The organism is Mucilaginibacter sabulilitoris, assembly GCF_034262375.1.
Lineage (GTDB): Bacteria > Bacteroidota > Bacteroidia > Sphingobacteriales > Sphingobacteriaceae > Mucilaginibacter > Mucilaginibacter sabulilitoris.
In genome coordinates this window covers 7,425,072-7,445,056 of sequence record NZ_CP139558.1, presented here as the reverse complement: position 1 = coordinate 7,445,056, position 19,985 = coordinate 7,425,072, and the positions used below count along the sequence as shown (strand labels likewise).

Annotated in this window: 7 protein-coding genes; 5 read left to right on the top strand and 2 right to left on the bottom strand. The window is 44.7% G+C overall.

The window, feature by feature from the left end:
- Positions 1–13: 13 nt before the first annotated feature.
- Positions 14–2,584: an NACHT domain-containing protein gene (locus tag SNE25_RS31345; protein WP_321562947.1), complete on the bottom strand. Its 2,571-nt coding sequence runs from the start codon at positions 2,582–2,584 to the stop codon at positions 14–16.
- Positions 2,585–2,931: 347 nt separating this feature from the next.
- Here SNE25_RS31345 and SNE25_RS31340 point away from each other — a divergent pair, with 347 nt between their 5' ends.
- The 5 genes from SNE25_RS31340 (at position 2,932) to SNE25_RS31320 (ending at position 18,620) form a co-directional block, all read left to right on the top strand.
- Complete coding sequence (locus SNE25_RS31340; protein WP_321562946.1) at positions 2,932–14,916, top strand: gliding motility-associated C-terminal domain-containing protein; 11,985 nt, start codon at positions 2,932–2,934, stop codon at positions 14,914–14,916.
- 78 nt (positions 14,917–14,994) lie between these two features.
- Positions 14,995–15,996 (top strand): PorP/SprF family type IX secretion system membrane protein, encoded by a 1,002-nt coding sequence (locus SNE25_RS31335; RefSeq protein ID WP_321562945.1) that lies wholly within the window; start codon positions 14,995–14,997, stop codon positions 15,994–15,996.
- Between the two features lie 11 nt (positions 15,997–16,007).
- Entirely contained in the window at positions 16,008–17,975 is a 1,968-nt protein-coding gene (locus tag SNE25_RS31330) for an OmpA family protein (protein ID WP_321562944.1), read from the top strand.
- Positions 17,976–18,011: 36 nt separating this feature from the next.
- Positions 18,012–18,242 (top strand): hypothetical protein, encoded by a 231-nt coding sequence (locus SNE25_RS31325; protein WP_321562943.1) that lies wholly within the window; start codon positions 18,012–18,014, stop codon positions 18,240–18,242.
- A gap of 36 nt (positions 18,243–18,278) precedes the next feature.
- On the top strand, positions 18,279–18,620 hold the full coding sequence (locus SNE25_RS31320; protein WP_321562942.1) for a hypothetical protein: 342 nt from the start codon (positions 18,279–18,281) through the stop codon (positions 18,618–18,620).
- A gap of 103 nt (positions 18,621–18,723) precedes the next feature.
- On the opposite strand, the gene SNE25_RS31315 is transcribed toward SNE25_RS31320, so the two are convergent.
- Positions 18,724–19,590: an NmrA family NAD(P)-binding protein gene (locus SNE25_RS31315; RefSeq protein ID WP_321562941.1), complete on the bottom strand. Its 867-nt coding sequence runs from the start codon at positions 19,588–19,590 to the stop codon at positions 18,724–18,726.
- Positions 19,591–19,985: the final 395 nt, after the last annotated feature.

The following is a 19,985-nucleotide window of genomic DNA, read 5'->3' as shown; positions in this document are numbered from 1 at the left end:
ACGGATTTCGCGTTCAGTTGTTAACTTTTACTTTCAGCTCCAGGGGATGAGCGTCTTTTGACTTTACAAATATATCGGGGCTTAAGCCGCATTCGCGCAGTAATTTGGTATGGTTATAAGATACCTGTTTGTATAGTTGAGGATCGAGGTTTGTCAATTGTTCATTGTTAAGAATAGTAAAATATATAAATAATTTAGGGAGCTTGTTTCCAGACTCGTCCGACACCTGGTTTAAACAATTCAAATACCCGCTGATGGATGAATAATCATTATTTATAATGGCGTTTTTTATTTTGAGGCTGTAAAACAACGCCTTCATAAAAGGGGTGAACAGGTATTCTTCCTGTTTGTAGGATATTGAAATAGAATTGCTGTTATCTGTTAGCACGGCTTTGCGGTCAAGCACGAAAGAAGCATCAGACGCGACTATTTTCAAAAAGAAATTATAGGCAAATGATGTTTCGGCGCCAGGTTTGTCTATCTTATTCAGTGTGTTAACAAATCGTAATGTTTTAAATGGCTTCTGACAAATGAGCGTAGAGTAAGCAGCCAGCAGGTAAGTAAGATCATTCGCTTTTTTATCATACACACCTTCAATCTGTTTTGGTGGATTGAAGTAGAACCGCGTTGCCTCGGCAAAAAAATCTTTCCTTATTATGCCATATTTCAAGTACTGATAAATTGCATTTAAGCAGTGCAGCGGATTTATAGCAAACTGCTGAAAATCATGCCGCGGGAAGTTTTTGAGTTTTGCAAGATAATCTTCCAGTTGTTTAACATCCAGCTGAAGTATGGCTATAGTTGCCAGGGCGGTGTAGGTAAGTATCTTTTTGTGGTCAGAAAGCTCAAACTTTAATAAAACTTGTAGGGCCTTTTTGTAATCAACATGGATCAGTTCCATGCCAAAGAAATAATAAAACAGGCCATCGCCGCAATCCTGTTTAAAATAGTTGGCCGTGGTTTCGGAGTTATTTGACGCGAAGCATATCTTTTGAAGCAGGTCGCCTAAAAAAACGATGAGTTCAGATTTTTCTTTGGGGTTAAGGCCGGTTTGTGCCAAAAGCTCAAAACTTTCCTGCTGCCCGTTCTTAATGGCATGTATTACGCACCATTTTATCACCGGTAATTTATGTTTGCTTTCACTAAACGCGTTATTGAGTAATTTGATCAGTTGCAGGTCAAACCGCTGGTTATTATCTAAAAGGAGCTTTCTGGCTACCGTGAATTCTAAAAAATTATTGTTACCAAATTGTACCAGGGTTTTAAACTGAAAACCATTGCTTGAATTAACTTCTCTTAAAAAACCGATGCTTAATAATTCGTTATAGGCATGACTATATTGTTTAAGCAGATCGTTGCATTTAAATTTATCGAGCTCATAAACGCCGCTCTTGAAATCCATTTCATCAACCAACCCTTTCAGTAACAAGATCTTTTCGGTAGCATAGTGCCCCAGATAAACTTTATTGAGTATAAATATGGAAATCAGTTCATATATACAGATATGATCGATATTGTTGAGCGAAAAATTATTCTTATGCTGTTTGTAATAAAATTGAAAGTATAACGGGTGGTTAAAGTTATTAACTACATCAATAGCTATAAAACTCTGAATGAGTGGATTGATGTTTCGACACAACTGTTTGATTTCCTGAATATTAAATAAAGGTACATTGGTGGTTAAGTCATGGTCTGTTATAAATCCGGTGAACCAGTTTTTTAAGCCAAACTCCATGTTATGTTTGTTATTGATCCAGTTGGCCGATCGCATGGTTAAAACCAGCTTAAACCATTCGTGCGACTGATAAAAGGAGAAAATATCCATTAACTGGGTAAGCACCAGTTCAAACTGGTCGTTTTTAAACATGTGTTCATCAAACCCGTCAATAATAAGGTAAAACTTACCGCCATTGCGTTTATTGATATCAAACAAGGCTTCAATATCTTCCTCGTGCGAATAGCCCAGCAGGGCCAGCAGCCAGTCGTTAAGGTCACGACCGCTTAAAAAAACGTTCATCAGGGCGCTGCTGCTAAAGAATAAGATGATGTCATTGGTATCTGATTCTAATTTTTCATCTATCCAATGGCAAAGTCCAATTGTTTTTCCATAGCCCGAAGGCGCGGTAAATACGGTGGCGGTGTAGTCACCCCTCAGAAACTCATCAAAATGATCATCAATAAATTTTCTGCGTATAGTTTGATGAAACGGAATGCCCGAGCGATTTTTTAAAGCCTGTAAAGTAAAATGCGTGATTTTAGCCGCATTATGACTAAGGGTTTTCCAATCAACATGTTCATTTTGTGACTTCGCAGAAGGTACATTCTCCTGGGCACAAAAATTATCCCAGCCTTCAAAGCCGCAGAATTTGGCTAAAACATCAATGGTGAATAAAGAGGGTTTAAATTTACTATATGCAAATCCGTATACCCGTTTTAAAGTGGTTTCGCTAACCGTTAGTTTTGTCTTACTGTAGATCTGTAGTGCAAGAGCCTTGCAGTCGCCCGGGGTAATGCTTCTGATATTGGCATTGGCAAGTACACGGGCTTTCAATGTTTCAAATTGGACTGGTGAAAAGGAGATCATAGGCTCAAGAAATTAGGTTGTTTTTTGTACACAATTAATCCAAATACTTTGTTGTTAATTGCACAATTAATAATGGTCATTATTATTATACGGTGTTAATATCAGATAATGTTGCAATCATATTTTGGCGAAATCCTTGGTTTTCGCTATAGTTTTGTGTGTTTACGTGTAATGTAGAGCTATAGGTTTTAAAATAATATTTAATGAACAAAATGAACATTAATTATATTAATGAACATAATTTATATAGTGCCGAATAAGTGAATAAGATGTATTAATAATATTCTTAAAGTGCTATGTAGTTTTGAACGTGTAATAATAATTACGCCTACCTTAACTACATTTGCATGAGAACCTTTACCTTTTATAGCAGGTACATAATAGTGTTATGCCTGTTATTATGTGCTACAAGCCAAATCTTTGGACAACGCCATTTTGCAACTACCCAAAAGAGCGGGGCAACAGGTTTGCTTTGTATAGGCTGTGTAGTTACTGAACAGGCAAATGCTGTTGATGCAAATTTGCAATCCCATTCCACGTTAAACGTACCGGTGGGTCTTTTGGCCGCTACATACCAGGAGCTTATATTTCCGGGTGGGGCAGTTGCGGCTAATACACCGTTAACCATTAAGCTGGGAACCGGTGATAACCTGCTTGATGTAACCGCGCTTGGAGGTGTAATCATCACTCCTTATAACGGTAATGTAGCAGGTACGCCGGTAACGGCGCCAACGCTCGCGAGTGTTGCCAGCAGCAATAACCAGTTGGAGTTTATCTTTTCGCCGGCAACGGCCTATGACAGGATAAGGGTTACGCTTAACGGCGGCCTTTTAGGTGCTTTAAGCACAATATACGTATACGATGCTTTTTATTCCACGCCGGGCCCTCCGGTTTGTAATACCGCTTATGATGAGTTACATGGTATTTCTTCGGCGTTGCTTGGCCTGGGTTTAAATGTAGGCGGGGTAGTAAATCCTCAAAATGCAATAGATGGTAATATTAATACGGCATCAACCTTAAACGCTGGTGTTGGCGCATTAGGTGCCTTTGCACAGCAAACCATTATATTTCAAACCCAATCTGTTGTAGGCGATTCTGTACGCCTCACGTTATCCCTGCCCAAAGCATTGCTTGATGCCGGGATCTTAACAAACATAGCCGTATCAACCTTTAATGGTAATACGGATAATAATGATACACAGCAGTTAAGCGGTTCGCTGCTCCGTTTGCGTTTACTTGACCTGAGTAACAACAGGCAAACGTTTACCGTTACCTATGCCCCCACCAAAGTATTTGACCGTGTTCAGCTGCGCCTTGGCGGGATTGCCAGTGTATTATCAACCTTAAATTTAAATGAGGCTGAAGTAATTATTCCTAAACCTATCATAAGAATTAATAACGTAGCAGTAACCGACGCACAACTATGCGCCGGTAGTACTATTGCATTAACGGCTACTTCAAATGCTCCCGGCACTACTTTTACCTGGTACTCCCAGGCAACCGGCGGCTCTGTAGTAGCAACGGGTGCTACTTTTACTACACCTGCTTTAACTGCCAATACTACTTATTATGTATCGGCTACCCGCGCGGGCTGTGCAACGGCATCTGACCGGGCTCCTGTAACAATCAATGTTAATCAAATTCCGGCGGCACCGGTGGTTGCTAATGCCAGCGTTACCGTATGTCCCGGATCATCGGCGGTATTTGCAGCTACTCCTGTTACAGGTGTAACTGTTAAATGGTACGCTGCCGCAACAGGCGGTACAGCTTTATTTACCGGTAATACTTTTGATTCTGGAGAATTAACTGCAACCACCAGCTTTTATGCCGAAGCTTCAACAGGCGGTACCTGTGTAAGCACTACACGTACCAAAGTAACAGCGACTATAAGTCCGTTACCCGCGGTGCCAACGCTTACCGCGTCAAACGCAGCTATTTGCGATGGCGATGTAGCTGTACTGGAAATTGCTAACCCTGTGGCCGGCCAAACTTATAACTGGTACAGCGCTGCAACGGGCGGTACCGTTTTATTCACAGGTACTAACTTCACCAGCCCGGCACTGCATGCCAATACAAATTATTATGCCGAGGCTGTAAACGCCACTGGCTGTGTAAGCGGTACCCGTGTTAAAGCAATAGTTACCGTACAGCCCAAACCTGCAGCACCGGTTCTGGCTGTAAATAACGCAACTATCGGCGCGGGCCAAACTGCTACGATCAATGTAACCAACGCGCAAACAGGTATTACTTATAACTGGTATACCTCGGCCGCGGCAAGTACCGCGGTTTTTACGGGCACTTCCTTTAAAACTCCAGCTCTGTTTAGTACTACTACTTATTATGTAGCCGCGGTTAACGCTACGGGTTGCCAGTCGGCTGCCCGTACGCCAATAACCATCAATGTTACTATTGATAACAATTCGCCATGTACGTTTGCCAACCAGCAAACACATGTTATTAACGGGCTATGTGTGTTATGTGATATTAATAATGATGTCCTTGCCGCGGATGCAGACACCACTACCGCGTCAAACATAGTTGTACCGGTTGGCCTTTTAGGCGGATCGGCTTCACAAACACTACAGTTTCAGCAACCTGGCTTTAAGGGCGATACCATTAAAATGGTATTCCAGACCCCAGGAGGCTTGGCCGATGTTAGCTTACTGGGCGGTATAACAGTCGCTGTTTATAATGGCACTACCCAGGTAGCCAGCTATCCACTTAACAATTCGTTGCTTACTTTAAGATTATTGTCGGGCACCAACCGATATGCGGTATATGTACCAGCGGTTGGCAATTATGACCGGGTGCAGGTTACCCTGAACTCGGGCGCGGCAACGTTGTTAACATCTTTACAGATTTATTATGCCATCCAGCAATACCCTAAACCTGTATTTAATCCGGCTGCCCCTGAAATTTGCAAAGGCAGCCCGGCAACACTGAGCATCACATCGCCTAACCCGGCAAACGGCACCTTTAAATGGTATTCCGCACCAACCGGCGGAGCAGCCTTAGCTACAGGTACAACTTATACTACACCAGCGCTAAACGCCAATACAACATATTATGTAGAGTACAGCCGTAACGGCAGCTGCGTAAGCCCTGTACGTACCCCTGTGCAAATAATAGTTGACGATCCACCGGCAAAACCAGCGGTAACGCCTTCAAGTGCAACCATTTTAGCGGGACAAACTGCTACATTTAAAGCCACTGTTGTAAATAATGCTACTATAAAATGGTATACAGCACCAACAGGGGGCACGCCGGTATTTACAGGCAGTACATTTACAACTCCGGCTTTATCGGCCAATACAACTTATTATGCAGAAGCTACTTTGGGCAGCTGCGTATCTCCAGACAGGACCGCTGTTCCGGTAACCGTAAACCCGATAGTAATACCTGATGTAGCAGTTACCCCGCCAACACAATCGGTAAACGCGGGCACAACAGCAACTATAACCGCAAGTTCAACTACTCCTGGAACGGTATTTAACTGGTACACCACGCCAACGGGCGGAACACCAATATTTACCGGCGCTACTTTTGAATCGCCGGCCATATTTGCCAATACAACTTATTATGCCGAAGCTGTGGTAACAGCTACCGGCGCCAAATCGGCCACCAGGGCAGCAGGTATAGTTAATGTAAACGCCATTGGTTCTGACCCTGTAGCCTGCGATGCTGCTACCACACAAACCAACTCAGTTAACGGCGTATGTTTACTATGCGGAATCAGTAACGCGGGAGGTTCTGTTGATAACAACCGTAATTCGTTTTCTCAAATACACGTTCCGATAGGTTTACTGGGAGGCTCGGCTCAGCAAACATTGCACTTTGTTAATACCGGTATTGTTGGCGACAGTATAATTGTTGAATTAGGTATCCCTGGTTCACTGGCTGACGTTGGTTTATTATCACAGATACAAATAGCCACCTATAATGGCGCCACTTATAACGGCGACCGCTTTACGGTGAACGGCTCACTGCTAAATGTTACTTTGCTGAACGGTACGAGCCGTTTCAGGGTAGCATTTAAATCAACCCATACCTTTAATGGTGTACAGGTTACCTTTAATTCAGGTGTTGCGGGCTTGCTTAACGCGGTGAACGTTTATGATGCTTATCAATCGGTAGCGTCACCGGTTATCAGCGTGCCAAACGTTATTACCTGTCAGGGTTCGTCTGCTACTTTAACAGCAACCGTTCCGGCTAATGTAACCGTAAAATGGTATTCATCGGCAACAGGTGGCACACTGCTGGCTACCGGCCCAACGTTTGTTACGCCAAACTTAACCAACAACTCAACTTATTATGCCGAAGCCAGCCGCACCGCCGATGGCTGCGCACAAAGCATACGCACACCGGCAACCGTTACGGTTACTCCGGCACCGGCTAACCCGCTGGTTAACGCATCAACAGTAACGGTTTGTTCGGGAGAGCCTGCTACATTTACGGCTCAGGCTGTTAGCGGTGTTACCTTTAAATGGTATGCGGCTGCAACAGGAGGCACAGCATTGTTTACCGGTGCAACCTTTGTTACCCCGGCATTAACCGCTACTAAGTCTTACTATGTAGAAGCTACCGCGGGCTCTTGTGGTAACTCAACCCGTACCAAAGTAACTGCCAACGTAACCGCTGCACCAACGGCACCTGTGGTAACGCAGCCTACCGTGCAAACCTGTTCAGGCTCGCCTGCTGTATTGTCGGCAACATCAACCCAGGCAGGAGTTATCTTTAATTGGTACACTACTGCAACGGGCGGCACCCCTGTATCTACAGGAGCCCAGTTTACTACTCCGGCATTAACTGCCAGTACATCATATTACGTTGAGGCTGCGTCAACAGGGGGCTGTACCAGTTCAACGCGGGCAAAAGCGGATGTGTCGGTTAATCCGACACCCGTTGCGCCCACTATTGCTGTAAACCCGGCAGGCAAACAGATCACCTCCGGGCAAACAGCTACTTTAACCGCTTCATCAACTACAGCAGGTGTTACCTTTAAATGGTATGCCGCTGCAACTGGCGGTACTGTGATTTATACAGGCGCTGTATTTACTACACCTGCCTTAACATCAAGCACAACGTATTATGTTGAAGCTTCAACCACTGCAGGTTGTACAAGCGCTACCCGTACATCAGTAACGATTACTGTAAATCCGATATTTTCAACCTCATGCGATTTTGCATCGACCCAAACCAACGACGTGAACGGCGGTCTGCTTTGCGTTGGTTGTGCAGTGAATTTCCCGAATAATTCGGTCGATAGCGACACTACTAACTTTAGTCAGCTGAGTGTGCCAATTGGTTTGGTAGGCTCAAACGCATCACAAAAATTAATATTCGGCGATGCCGGAGTTGTTGGGGATACTGTAACGGTGAAGGTAGCTGTACCTGCAAGCCTGGCTACGGTTGGTGTTTTAAACCAATTGCAAATAGCATCGTACAATGGTAATACCTATAATAACGACCGTATTAACTTAAGCAGCAGTCTGCTGAAACTTACACTGCTGGCAGGCAATCAAACTGCCTTAGTGAAGTTTGCGCCAAAATCGGCATTTGACAGGGTAGAAATCAGGTTTAACGGGGCTTTAGCTTCAGTCTTCAATACACTGAACATTTATTATGCTACCAAACAAGTTGAGGCACCAACACTGGCTGCCAATACCGTAAATATTTGCTCGGGCAGCACCGCTACATTTACTGTAAGCAATGCACGTGCGGGCATAGTATATAAATGGTACACATCGGCAACCGGCGGAGCTGCCGTGCATACCGGTACAAACTTTACTACCGCGGCATTAACCGCAACCACTACTTATTATGTAGAAAGCAGCCGTGCATCAAGCGGATGTGCTAACCCTAACCGGGTAGCCGCAACTGCAAATGTTACACCATCGCCGGTTAACCCGGTTCTGGCACAGGCATCGGTGCAGGTATGTTCAGGTTCGCCTGCAACATTTACCGTATCGCCAACCCAAAGCGGTGTTGTTTATAACTGGTATGCTGCCGCTACAGGTGGTTCGCCAATATTTACAGGCGCACAGTTTACTACTACAACACTTACTGCAAATACTTCTTATTATGTAGAAGCATCGGCTAACGGCTGCGTTAGTCCGGCACGTACAAAAGCCGACGCGGTAGTTAATCCGATACCTGTTGCACCAACCGTTGCCGTAAATCCGGCAGGTGGCCAGGTTACCACAGGCGGAAATGCTACCTTAACAGCAAGTTCAACCACCGCTGGCGCCATATTTAAATGGTACACCACACCAACCGGCGGAACAGCCATATTCACCGGCGCTGTATTTACAACCCCGGCCTTAATAGCTACCACAACTTATTATGCCGAAAGTTCATTAGCATCAGGTTGCGTGAGCGCTCAGCGTACACCTGTAATAATTACCGTTACACAGCCGATCATTATACCTGATGTGGCCGTTAATCCGCCAACCCAAACTGTTAACCCTGGTACTTCCGGTACTTTAACGGCATCATCAACTACCCCGGGTGCAGTATTTAAATGGTACACTACACCAACCGGTGGCGCCAGCATATTTACCGGGGCGACATTTGTAAGCCCGTCGGTATTTAGCCAGACAACTTATTATGCCGAATCAAGCATTCCGGCAACAGGGGTTACATCAACTTCAAGGGCATCAGGTGTAATTAATGTAAACGTTGTTGGTCCTAACCCTGTTCCGTGCGACGCGGCTATCGATCAGTCGAACTCGGTTAATGGTATATGCTTATTATGCGGTATCAGCAATGCAGCTGGTTCTATAGATAACAACAGCAATAGCTTTTCACAGATACATGTACCGGTAGGCTTACTGGGTGGTTCGGCTCAGCAAACATTGCGTTTTGCCAACACAGGCATACCTGGTGACAGTGTAACCGTTGAGTTAGGTATCCCGGGCTCACTGGCCGATGTAGGCTTGCTATCACAAATTCAGGTAGCCACCTATAATGGAACAACTTATAATGGCGACCGCTTTACTGTAAATGGCTCGTTACTGAGAATTACTTTACTTAATGGCACAAGCCGTTTCAAAGTAGTATTTAAGTCGACCCACACTTTCGACAGGGTTCAGGTTACCTTTAACTCAGGCGTTGCCGGCCTACTTAACGCGGTAAACGTTTATGACGCTTATCAGTCTGTAGCTGCGCCGGTTATTTCAACTGCAAATGTTGCGATTTGCCAGGGAGCACAGGCTACGCTGACCGCTACTGTTCCGGCTAACGTAACCGTAAGATGGTATACCACTGCCAGCGGAGGCTCACCGGTATTTACAGGAGCGGTATTTACCACACCGGTATTAACCGCCAATAAGACTTATTACGCCGAAGCCAGCCGCACAGCTGATGGCTGCGCCCAGAGCGTACGCACACCGGCAACCGTTACGGTTACACCGGCACCGGCAAAACCGATAGTAAACACACCAGATGTAACCGTATGTTCTGGTCAGCCGGCGACATTTACGGCACAAGCTGTTGGCGGTGTTACCTTTAACTGGTACACCCAGGCAACCGGCGGTACACCGGTATTCACAGGCAATCCGTTTACAACCGGATTGCTATCGGCCACTACAACCTATTATGTGGAGGCCCAGGGCGCAGGTTCTTGCGGCAGTTCAAGCCGTACACAGGTAACCGCTCATGTAACTGCTACGCCATTGGTGCCTGTTATATCACAAACTCCTGTTTCAACCTGTTCAGGTTCATCGGCGGTATTGTCGGCAACATCAACCCAGGCAGGCATTACCTTTAAATGGTATACTACTGCTACCGGCGGTATCCCGATTTTCACAGGTGCTCAGTTTACCACACCAAATTTAACAGCCAACACTTCTTATTATGTTGAAGCCACAGCAGGCGGCTGTACCAGCTCAACAAGGGCAAAGGCCGATGTGATCGTTAATCCTACGCCTGTTGCACCGGTTGTTACATCGAATGCTCCGGGCGGACAGATCACTTCAGGACAAAAAGCTACTTTAACAGCCACCTCAACTACTGCAGGTGCTACCTTTAAATGGTACACTTCGGTAACAGGGGGGACCGCCATATTCACAGGCGCTATATTCACCACACCTGCTTTAACATCAAGCACTACTTATTATGTAGAGGCTACGTTGGCCAGCTCTGGCTGTACCAGTGTAACACGCACAGCAGTTAATGTTAAAGTGAATCCAATATTCTCAACCAGTTGCGATTTCGCGTCAACTCAAACGAATGGGACGAGCGGCTTGGCTTGTGTAGGCTGCTCCGTAATTAACCCGGATAACGCAGTTGATCAGGATACCACCAACTTTAGCCAGCTTAGAGTATCGATAGGCTTGCTGGGAAGCGTATCACAGAAATTAATATTTGGCGACGCGGGTGTTGTTGGCGATACGGTAACCGTAAAAATAGGCACCCCGGGGAGTTTAATTAATGTTGGTGTCCTTAACTCTTTACAGATAACCTCATTCAATGGCAATACATCTAATGGTGACCAGGTTGCTTTAAGCAGCAACCTATTGAAGATCACCCTGCTTTCAGGCGGGCAAACAGCCATTATCAAGTTTAGACCAAAAGCAGGTTTTGATAGGGTTGAGTTGAGCCTAAACGCACTACTGGCAGTAGTATCTAACGTTAACATTTATTATGCCAGCAAACAGGTTGAAGCGCCAACACTTGCCGTAAATACAGTTAATATTTGCTCGGGCGGTACTGCTACCTTCACGGTAAGCAACGCCCGCGCAGGTGTTACTTATAAATGGTATACCGACGCGGTAGGAGGTACCCTGGTACATACCGGGGCAACCTATAGCCCAACCAATATTACAGCAACCACTACTTATTATGTGGAAAGCAGCCGTGCATCAAGCGGTTGTGCCAACCCTAACAGGGTAGCCGCAACGGTTAACGTTACACCATCGCCGCAAAACCCGATACTTACAAAAGCAGCATTTGAGATATGCGCCGGCGAGCGCGTTACCTTTACCGTAACCAATGCCAACGGTGCAACCATTAACTGGTACGATGCGCCAACAAATGGTAATCTGGTGCATACCGGTGCAACCTTTACCACATCGCCGGTATCTGATATTATTTACTTTATCGAGGCAGCGAATGGCACCTGTATCAGTCCGGCAAGAACCGTAGCGACTGTTAAGGTTAACCCATTGCCTCAAAAACCAAGCGTACAAGCTAACGATGTTGATGTTTGCGCGGGCAGTCCTGCTGCATTGGCGGTGAGTACCCCTCAGGCAGGTGTTACCTATAAATGGTACACTGCGGCCACCGGCGGAGCTGCTGTTCATACAGGCATAACCTATACAACGCCTGCTGTTACGCAAAACATAATTTATTACATCGAGGCCTCCAACACCACAACAGGGTGTATAAACGAAGGTGGCCGTACTGCTGTTCATATTACTACAAACGGTTTACCTGCAGCGCCAACACTGAGCGCCACCACAACCCAGGTATGTAACGGCGGCAGCGCGACTATCAGCGTTACTAACCCTGTGGTAGGTTTGCAATACAACTGGTACACTGCGGCTACCGGCGGAGCATCAGTATTTACCGGAACATCGTTCACCAGGAATAATCTTACTGCAAACGTATCATACTTTGTTGAAGCAGTAAGCGCAAGCAGCTGCAGCAGCACAACCCGTACCCGTACCGATATTACCGTATTACCTGTGCCGCCACCACCAACCGTTCAGGCACCAGGTGGCGACTTAACTGTTTGTTCGGGATCATTCACAACACTGAGCATTGTTAATCCGCAGGCGGGAGTTGTTTACAGATGGTATGATGCGCAAACCAATGGTACGCTGTTGTTTACCGGTACCGTGTTCCGTACACCAAATTTAACAGTTACTACAACTTATTACGTAGAGGCCGCAAATGCGGGCAACTGTACTTCGTCAAGCCGTACTGCGGTTAAGGTTACCGTTAACCAGCTGCCTGCCGATCCGGTACTGGCGGTGGCTAATCCATCGGTATGTTTGGGAAGCCCTGCTACGTTAACAATAAAAACGCCACAGGCAGGCATAACTTATAAATGGTACTCAGTGGCAACCGGCGGTACTGCGTTAGCAACCGGAAACTCCTATAAAACCGCGCCAATTACAGCAACAACCGATTTTTATGTAGAAGCTGTAAATGGTACAGGTTGCAGCAGCAGTAGCCGTACACTGGCCGAAGTGACTGTTAATCCGGCACCACAGGCTCCGGTTATCGCCAACGGAACTACCGCGCCAACATGTGCAGGTTCTCCGGCTATTTTAAGTATTTCAAATCCGCAGGTATTGCTTACCTATAAATGGTACAGCGCACCTACAGGCGGAACAGCATTGGCAAGCGGGGTAACCTATACAACCCCTGTGTTAACGACCAATACTTCTTATTACGCAGAGGCATCAAACAGCGCCGGTTGTACTTCGGCAACCCGTACTAAGGTTGATGTGATCGTTAATCAGTTGCCTACCGGACCAACTATAACCACTCAGGCAGGGTCATCCACCCCAACTGTATGCTCTGGCGGCTCGGCTGTATTAATAGCAACAAGCACAACAGCTAACGTATCATTTAAATGGTATACTGCAGCAACCGGCGGATCGCCAATATTTACAGGTGCTATGTACACCACCCAGCCAATTACAGCAGCTACAACTTATTATGTTGAAGCGGTAAGTAATACAAGCGGTTGTGCGTCAAGCACCCGTACTTCGGTACAGGTGACAATTGACAACACCAAAGCACCTAATCCGTCTATCGACGCTGCAGGCTTAACAACCTGTCAAAACAGTGCGGCTGTTATTCGTATAGCTAACCCTGTTGCCGGTACAATTTATAACTGGTACACAGCTGCAAGCGGCGGAAGTTCTATACATGTAGGTTCAACCTATACCACACCGGTATTAACAGCTAATACTACTTATTATGTACAGGCCACAAACGCTCAAAGCTGTAACCCTTCAAACAGGGTACCGGCGAATGTTAAGGTAACACCTCAGCCGGCAACGCCAACATTTACAGTTAATTCTCCGGTACCGGTATGCCGCGGTAGTGCAACAACTATTTCGGTTGCGTCGCCACAGGCAAACCTTACCTATAACTGGTATGATTCTGCTACTAAAAACAACCTGATATTTACTGGGACAACCTTCCCGACAGGGCCGGTTAACGCCAACGCTACATATTATGTAGAGGCTGTGAACGGTTCATGCGAAAGCGCGTCGCTGGCCAGCATACAAGTAAATGTGGTTGATGCTCCGGGCGCTCCGGTACTGGTTAACGGCGGCTCGGTTGCGGGATGCCAGGGCGGACAGGTAACATTAGAAATATCTAATCCGCAAACAGGCTTTACCTATAACTGGTACAGTACCGCAAGCGGGGGCACATCGTTAGCCTCAGGAAAAACCTATACCACTCCGGTGCTTACAGTAAATACCATCTACTTCGTAGAAGCGGTAAATGTTACTGGTTGTCCGTCAGCTTCACGTACCAGCGCCCAGGTTACTGTAACATCGGCGCCGGTTGCTCCGCAGGCAAGTGCGCAGGGTACTTCAATATGCCCTGGATTAAGCACAACCATATCTGCTACAAGCGCTACACCGGGTGCAATCATAAAATGGTATGCTAATGATACAGGCGGCGCAGCGCTTGCTACCGGTACCGACTTTACAACACCTGTACTATCGGCCAATACCACTTACTATGCCGAAGCTGAAACAGCCGGTGGTTGTGTGTCAACAGTAAGAACCCTGGTAACGGTTACCATTCTTGGTCCGCTGGCTGCTCCAATACCATCGGTAAGCGCAACAACCACATCAAGTGTAAGCTTCCAGTGGACTGCAGTAACAGGTGCAACAGGCTACCAGGTAAGTTTAGACAACGGGCAGCATTTTGTTGCGCCAAGCTCCGGAGCCAATGGTTTAACCCATGTAGTAAGCAATCTGCAACCGGGCGAAAGTGTAACCATCATTGTACGTGCAAGCGGAAACTCGGATTGCCAGCTAAGCGCTAATTCAGCTGCGGTAACCGGCACTGCCAGCAATCCATTTGGAAACGGGCTATTCATACCAAACGTGTTTACGCCTAATGGTGATGGTAATAACGACCTGCTACAGGTTTATGGTAATACCATCAAGAGTTTAACCCTGTCGATATATGATCAGTGGGGTGAGCTCCAATACCAGACAACTAATAAAGCCAGCGGATGGGATGGTACATATAAAGGTACCAAGCAGCCGGTAGGGGTATATGTTTATTACGTTGAAGCCACCATGAATGATGGTCAGGTGGTGAAAAAGAAAGGTACAGTTACGCTATTACGATAAGGTTCTCATAAGGTGCTGTATCATGCTACCGGTATGATACAGCACCTTATGGCCGCGTCACAATTAATAAATCTACACATGAAAAAAAGAATTATAGTTACCCTGGCAATACTGCTTCAGATTGGGGCAATAAGTCAATTAAAAGCGCAGATAGATCCGCACTTTTCGCAGTACTACGCTTATCCCCTGTACTTAAATCCAGCGTTAACCGGGGTAATAAATGGCGATACCCGTATCAATGCGAATTTCAAAAATCAATATGCAACTATCAATAACGCATACCAAACCGGCGCCGTATCTGTTGATTTCAGGCCAACCGAGAAACTCAGCGTAGGCTTTAATGTGCTCAACCAGGCTGCCGGCGATGTAGGTTACAACTATTTTTCGGCTTACGGCTCCCTCGGTTATGCCATTGCGGTATCAAACGATGGTTATAAAAAGGTAAGTTTTGGTGTGCAGGCCGGCGTTATCAACCGCAGCTTTGATCCTTCAAAAGCACAATTCGGTAGCCAGTTTAATCCCAGCAGCGGATTTGACCCCACCTTGCCAAGTAACGAGAATTTTTTAAATACCAACGCTACCATTTTTGACGCGGGCGCGGGCGTTTTTTACTATGACGGAGACCCCTTGCATAATGCCAATTTATTTGGTGGTGTGAGTGTAGCGCACCTTGCCCGTTCAAAAGATCCCTTCGCGGTTGATGGCGGCACTACCAAATTACCTATACGTTATACCATACACGCAGGTGTTCGTATAAAAGCCTCCGACTTTTTTGATGTTATTCCGCACGCCATATATATCAGGCAACAAAAAGCTGAGGAAAAGGCTGTGGGCGCCTATTCTGAATTAAAACTGCAGGATGATAAAGGGTTGATTTTTGGCGGTATGTACCGCTTTAAAGATGCTGCGATAGCCAATGTGGGTTATCATGTTAACAGTCTTATTATAGGGGCCAGTTATGATTTCAATACCACCGCGTTAAACAGGGCCACATCTGGTCAGGGAGGTATTGAACTATCCATAAGTTATGTATTCCGTAAACGCATACAGGAACCAGAAGCTATTTGTCCAAGGCTTTAATTTTTATCAACATGAAGAAAATATTTATTACGCTACTTGTATTGATTGTGGTTAAAGGGGCTTTTGCCCAATACGCTAAGGACAATCCTAAAGTTTACGGCGATAAGGCATTTACTAACAAAGATTATTATGAGGCCGCTTTTTATTATAAGAAAGCAGCGGATGGCTTAAGCCTTACCACTTTGCAGGCCATACCCTATCAGGCAGGCGAAAAAAAGACCAAAAAGCCCGCAAAAAAAAGCGACAGGGCCTATTTGTGTTACCGGCTTGGCGAATCGTACCGGATGTATGAAAATTACCTGGAGGCCGAGGGCTGGTACAATAAAGTACTTACTGAAAACTTTGAAACAGAATATCCACTGGCCCGTCTTTGGTATGGCGTGTGTTTAAGGGCAAATCAGCATTTCGACGAAGCCATAACACAGCTTGAGCAGTTTAATGCTAATTATAAAGGCGAAAGCAAGTATAATGACATAGCGCAAAAGGAAATTAAGAATTGCAAGTTTGCCAAAGAGCAATATCAGTATCCGTTGCTGATTGATGCAGAAAAGCTGAAAGAGCCATATTCATCTGACGGGTCTGACTATGCCTTGATCCAGCGCGATGGCAGCAGCTATTTTACTTCATCAAGGTTTGTAAAAAACGATAAGGTACACCTGAACAGGGTTTACACTATTGCGAAAGATAAACCGGGTGTGCCGGTTGTTGTTAATTTTAAAGACGAGGCAGGTAAAAAGGAGCTGGAATACGGAACCCCTTCATTAAATGAAACCGGCAAACGCATGTACTATACCCGCTGGTATAAAGAAGGCAGCAAAACCATACATGCTATTTATTACAGCGAATGGAAAGATAATGCCTGGACTTCCCCTAAGAAAATGAACAGCAATGTGAATGTGGATGGCTTTAACTCCATACAGCCATTTATTACAGCCGATGGCTTGCGTATGTTTTTCGCGTCGAACAAACCCGGCGGCCAGGGTGGTGACGATATTTGGGTGAGCTACCTTGATTTTAACGGCGACGCCTCGAACTCAACCAACCTGGGCAGTGTTATCAATACCTCATTTGACGAAGAAGCGCCTTATTATGATATGGCTAACAAGAAGTTGATATATAGCTCAAAGGGTTTTATTGGCTTGGGTGGCTTTGATTTTTTTGAAAGCTATAGCAAGCTGGATAAGTGGAGCGAACCTAAGAACATGGGCTACCCAATGAATTCGGCTAAGGATGATCTTTATTATTTACCGAACGCCGATGATGCCAGCAAGTTTTACTTAAGCTCCGACCGCGAATCTGACTGCTGTTTAGCCTTGTTCGGGGCGGTTGATAAAAGACATGTATTATCGGGCGTAGTGCTTGATTGCGATACGCAGAAGCCATTGGAAGGGGCCAAAGTAAGTTTCATTGATTCACTTACAAAAGATACTGTAAAGCAAATGGTTGTCAATAAAACCGGGCGTTACGCTTTTGATGTAACAACAAAGCGTCCATACAGCCTCCGGTTGGAGAAAGACGGCTATTTTGCAAAAAATGTTCCTGTACCTGCTTCGGGCAGAATGACCAACGATACTTTGAACAACCCAGACATCTGCCTGCAGGCCTTTACCGTTGATAAGCCGATAGTTATTAAAAACGTATTGTACGATTTTAATAAGGCTACATTAAGGTCCGAATCAAAAATAGTATTGGATACCCTGATCATTGTGTTGAAAGACAATCCTAAAATAAAGGTTGAACTGGGCTCGCATACCGATTGGATAGGTTCTGATAAATACAATGATAAATTATCCCAGGCCAGGGCACAATCATGCGTTGATTATATTATATCAAAAGGCATTGAACAGAGCCGTATATACGCAAAAGGCTACGGCGAAAGAAAACCAATAGCACCCAATGCGCTTCCTAACGGCAAAGATAACCCCGCTGGCCGTCAGCTAAACAGGCGTACAGAATTTAAGGTACTTAAGGCAGATTGATAAGCAGAATAACGGGAGTTAATTTTTTATACGCATATGAATACAGTAGTAGGGAATCCGCACGGATTGTCAAATATTTATCTGGTTATTATACTGATATTGGCTATGGGCAGCTGCACCTTTGGTCTTGTGAATTTAAGCAGCGCGGCATTCAGGGTGCCGGATTACCAGTCGGATATTGAACAATCAGACAGATTTATTATAGGTTTATTTAATGTAGTTATCAGTGTAGTTGCAATTTATACAGTTGTATTTATTGCGATGTAATTGGGTGAGCTATAAAATAATGTAGGAATTTTAAAAATGAAGGTTATGGTAAAACAGGACAGATTAGCATTAAGCAGGCCGTTACTCAAAACCAAAGGCTTTTCAACATTGCATTTACAAATATTTGAATATATCCTTATTGGCAAAACCAACCGGGAAATAAACAGGATACTGGGGTACACAGAACGATCACACGCCGTAGTTGACCACTCCCGTAAAGTAATGTATAAGTTACTGGCAATGGAAGATCTTCATAAGGCCGATTTTACAGAACGGGTTGTATATCCGCGTAAATTTCAGTTCTGGTGGAAAAAGATTTTGAATAAACATAAAGCCGAGCTGTTGTTAACGGCTATAGCTCCTAAGTTTTATGAATAAGAAATTGCAACTCAGGGTTGCTATTAACTGATCTGGTATTATTAAACAGAAAGCAATGAGGCAGTTAGGCATACATTCATTGCTTTTTGTTTTGAATGCTATTTTATTTTACAGCCTGATTGATATATTGCTGCAAGGTTGTTTTTCCGTTTAAAGCAATGGTTTTTCCGTTGTTTTCAGCATGTACATCGCCGGATATTACCACTTCTGTCATGGCGATAAAATTCTTAATAGCATCATCCGAAAAGCCTATTTTTCTTAGCGTATCATCCCATTTATTGCGCGGTATCTGCTGTGCTTTTACGCTGATATGAAGCGCTTGAGCAAAGGCATTGGCAACATCTACCGAGCTGTACTCGGCCGGACCGAATATCTCGTAAATTTTACATTCGCCGTCATTACCGGCTATAATGTCTGCGGCAAATTCGGCTACATCCATAGGGGATACCATCGGTATCGACAAATCAACCGGATAAAATGTTGGCAGGGTTCCTAATTCTTTAACAACCGGAAGATAAGCGAGCCAGTTACTGAAGTAGTAAGCAGGCCTGATAAACGTTTGCTCAACTTCTGTGTTTTTAAATTCATGTTCGAGCAGGTATGACATCAGCAGGTTACCGGTACCTTTATCATATTGAGCTCCCATTGATGACAGGCCAACAATCTTTTTAATGGTCGACTCCTCTATCGCTTTTCTGATGTTTTCAAGAATCTTTTTGGTGTCGGCTATTACATCGTCACCTTTTCCGGTTTCCGGCGTTATAATAAAAAGTGTAGTACCACCTTTTATTGCCCCGGTTAAAGCGGGCAGATTAAAGGCATCGGCAAGGACAAAATCAGCGCCCTGTTTCCTGAGCGGCTCTGCTTTTTCATTATTTCTTACAATACCTTTTACGGTACGGCCCTTTTTTATCAGATTAGTTACAATTGCCGAGCCTACCCGGCCCGAAGCTCCCATAATAATATCCATATCTTTGTAAATTAAAATTTATTCGGTTTGTGGTTGTTTCTCTATAGAGCAAAGATTAATCCAAATACAATTTTAACTTTCCTGAGTATTCATTTACTGTTAACAAGGTGTTAATAAGTGTTAAAAAAACGTTTATTAACAGTAGTTTAAATGGCTTATTGATACGTAAAATATGTTTGATATAAACGTCTTTAACAATTAATATTTATAGAAAAAACCTTCCTTTTTTGATTTTTAGGAGAAACGCCCGGTCATCAACAGGCGTTTTAGCGATTTTTAATGATTATAGTAATTGGTGCAGGGCGGTATTATTTGTACGCTATATTTATTTTATATTATTTTATATACTTGATATGTAGGTGGTTATCAATAATTCAGTACGTTGGGATATGTGG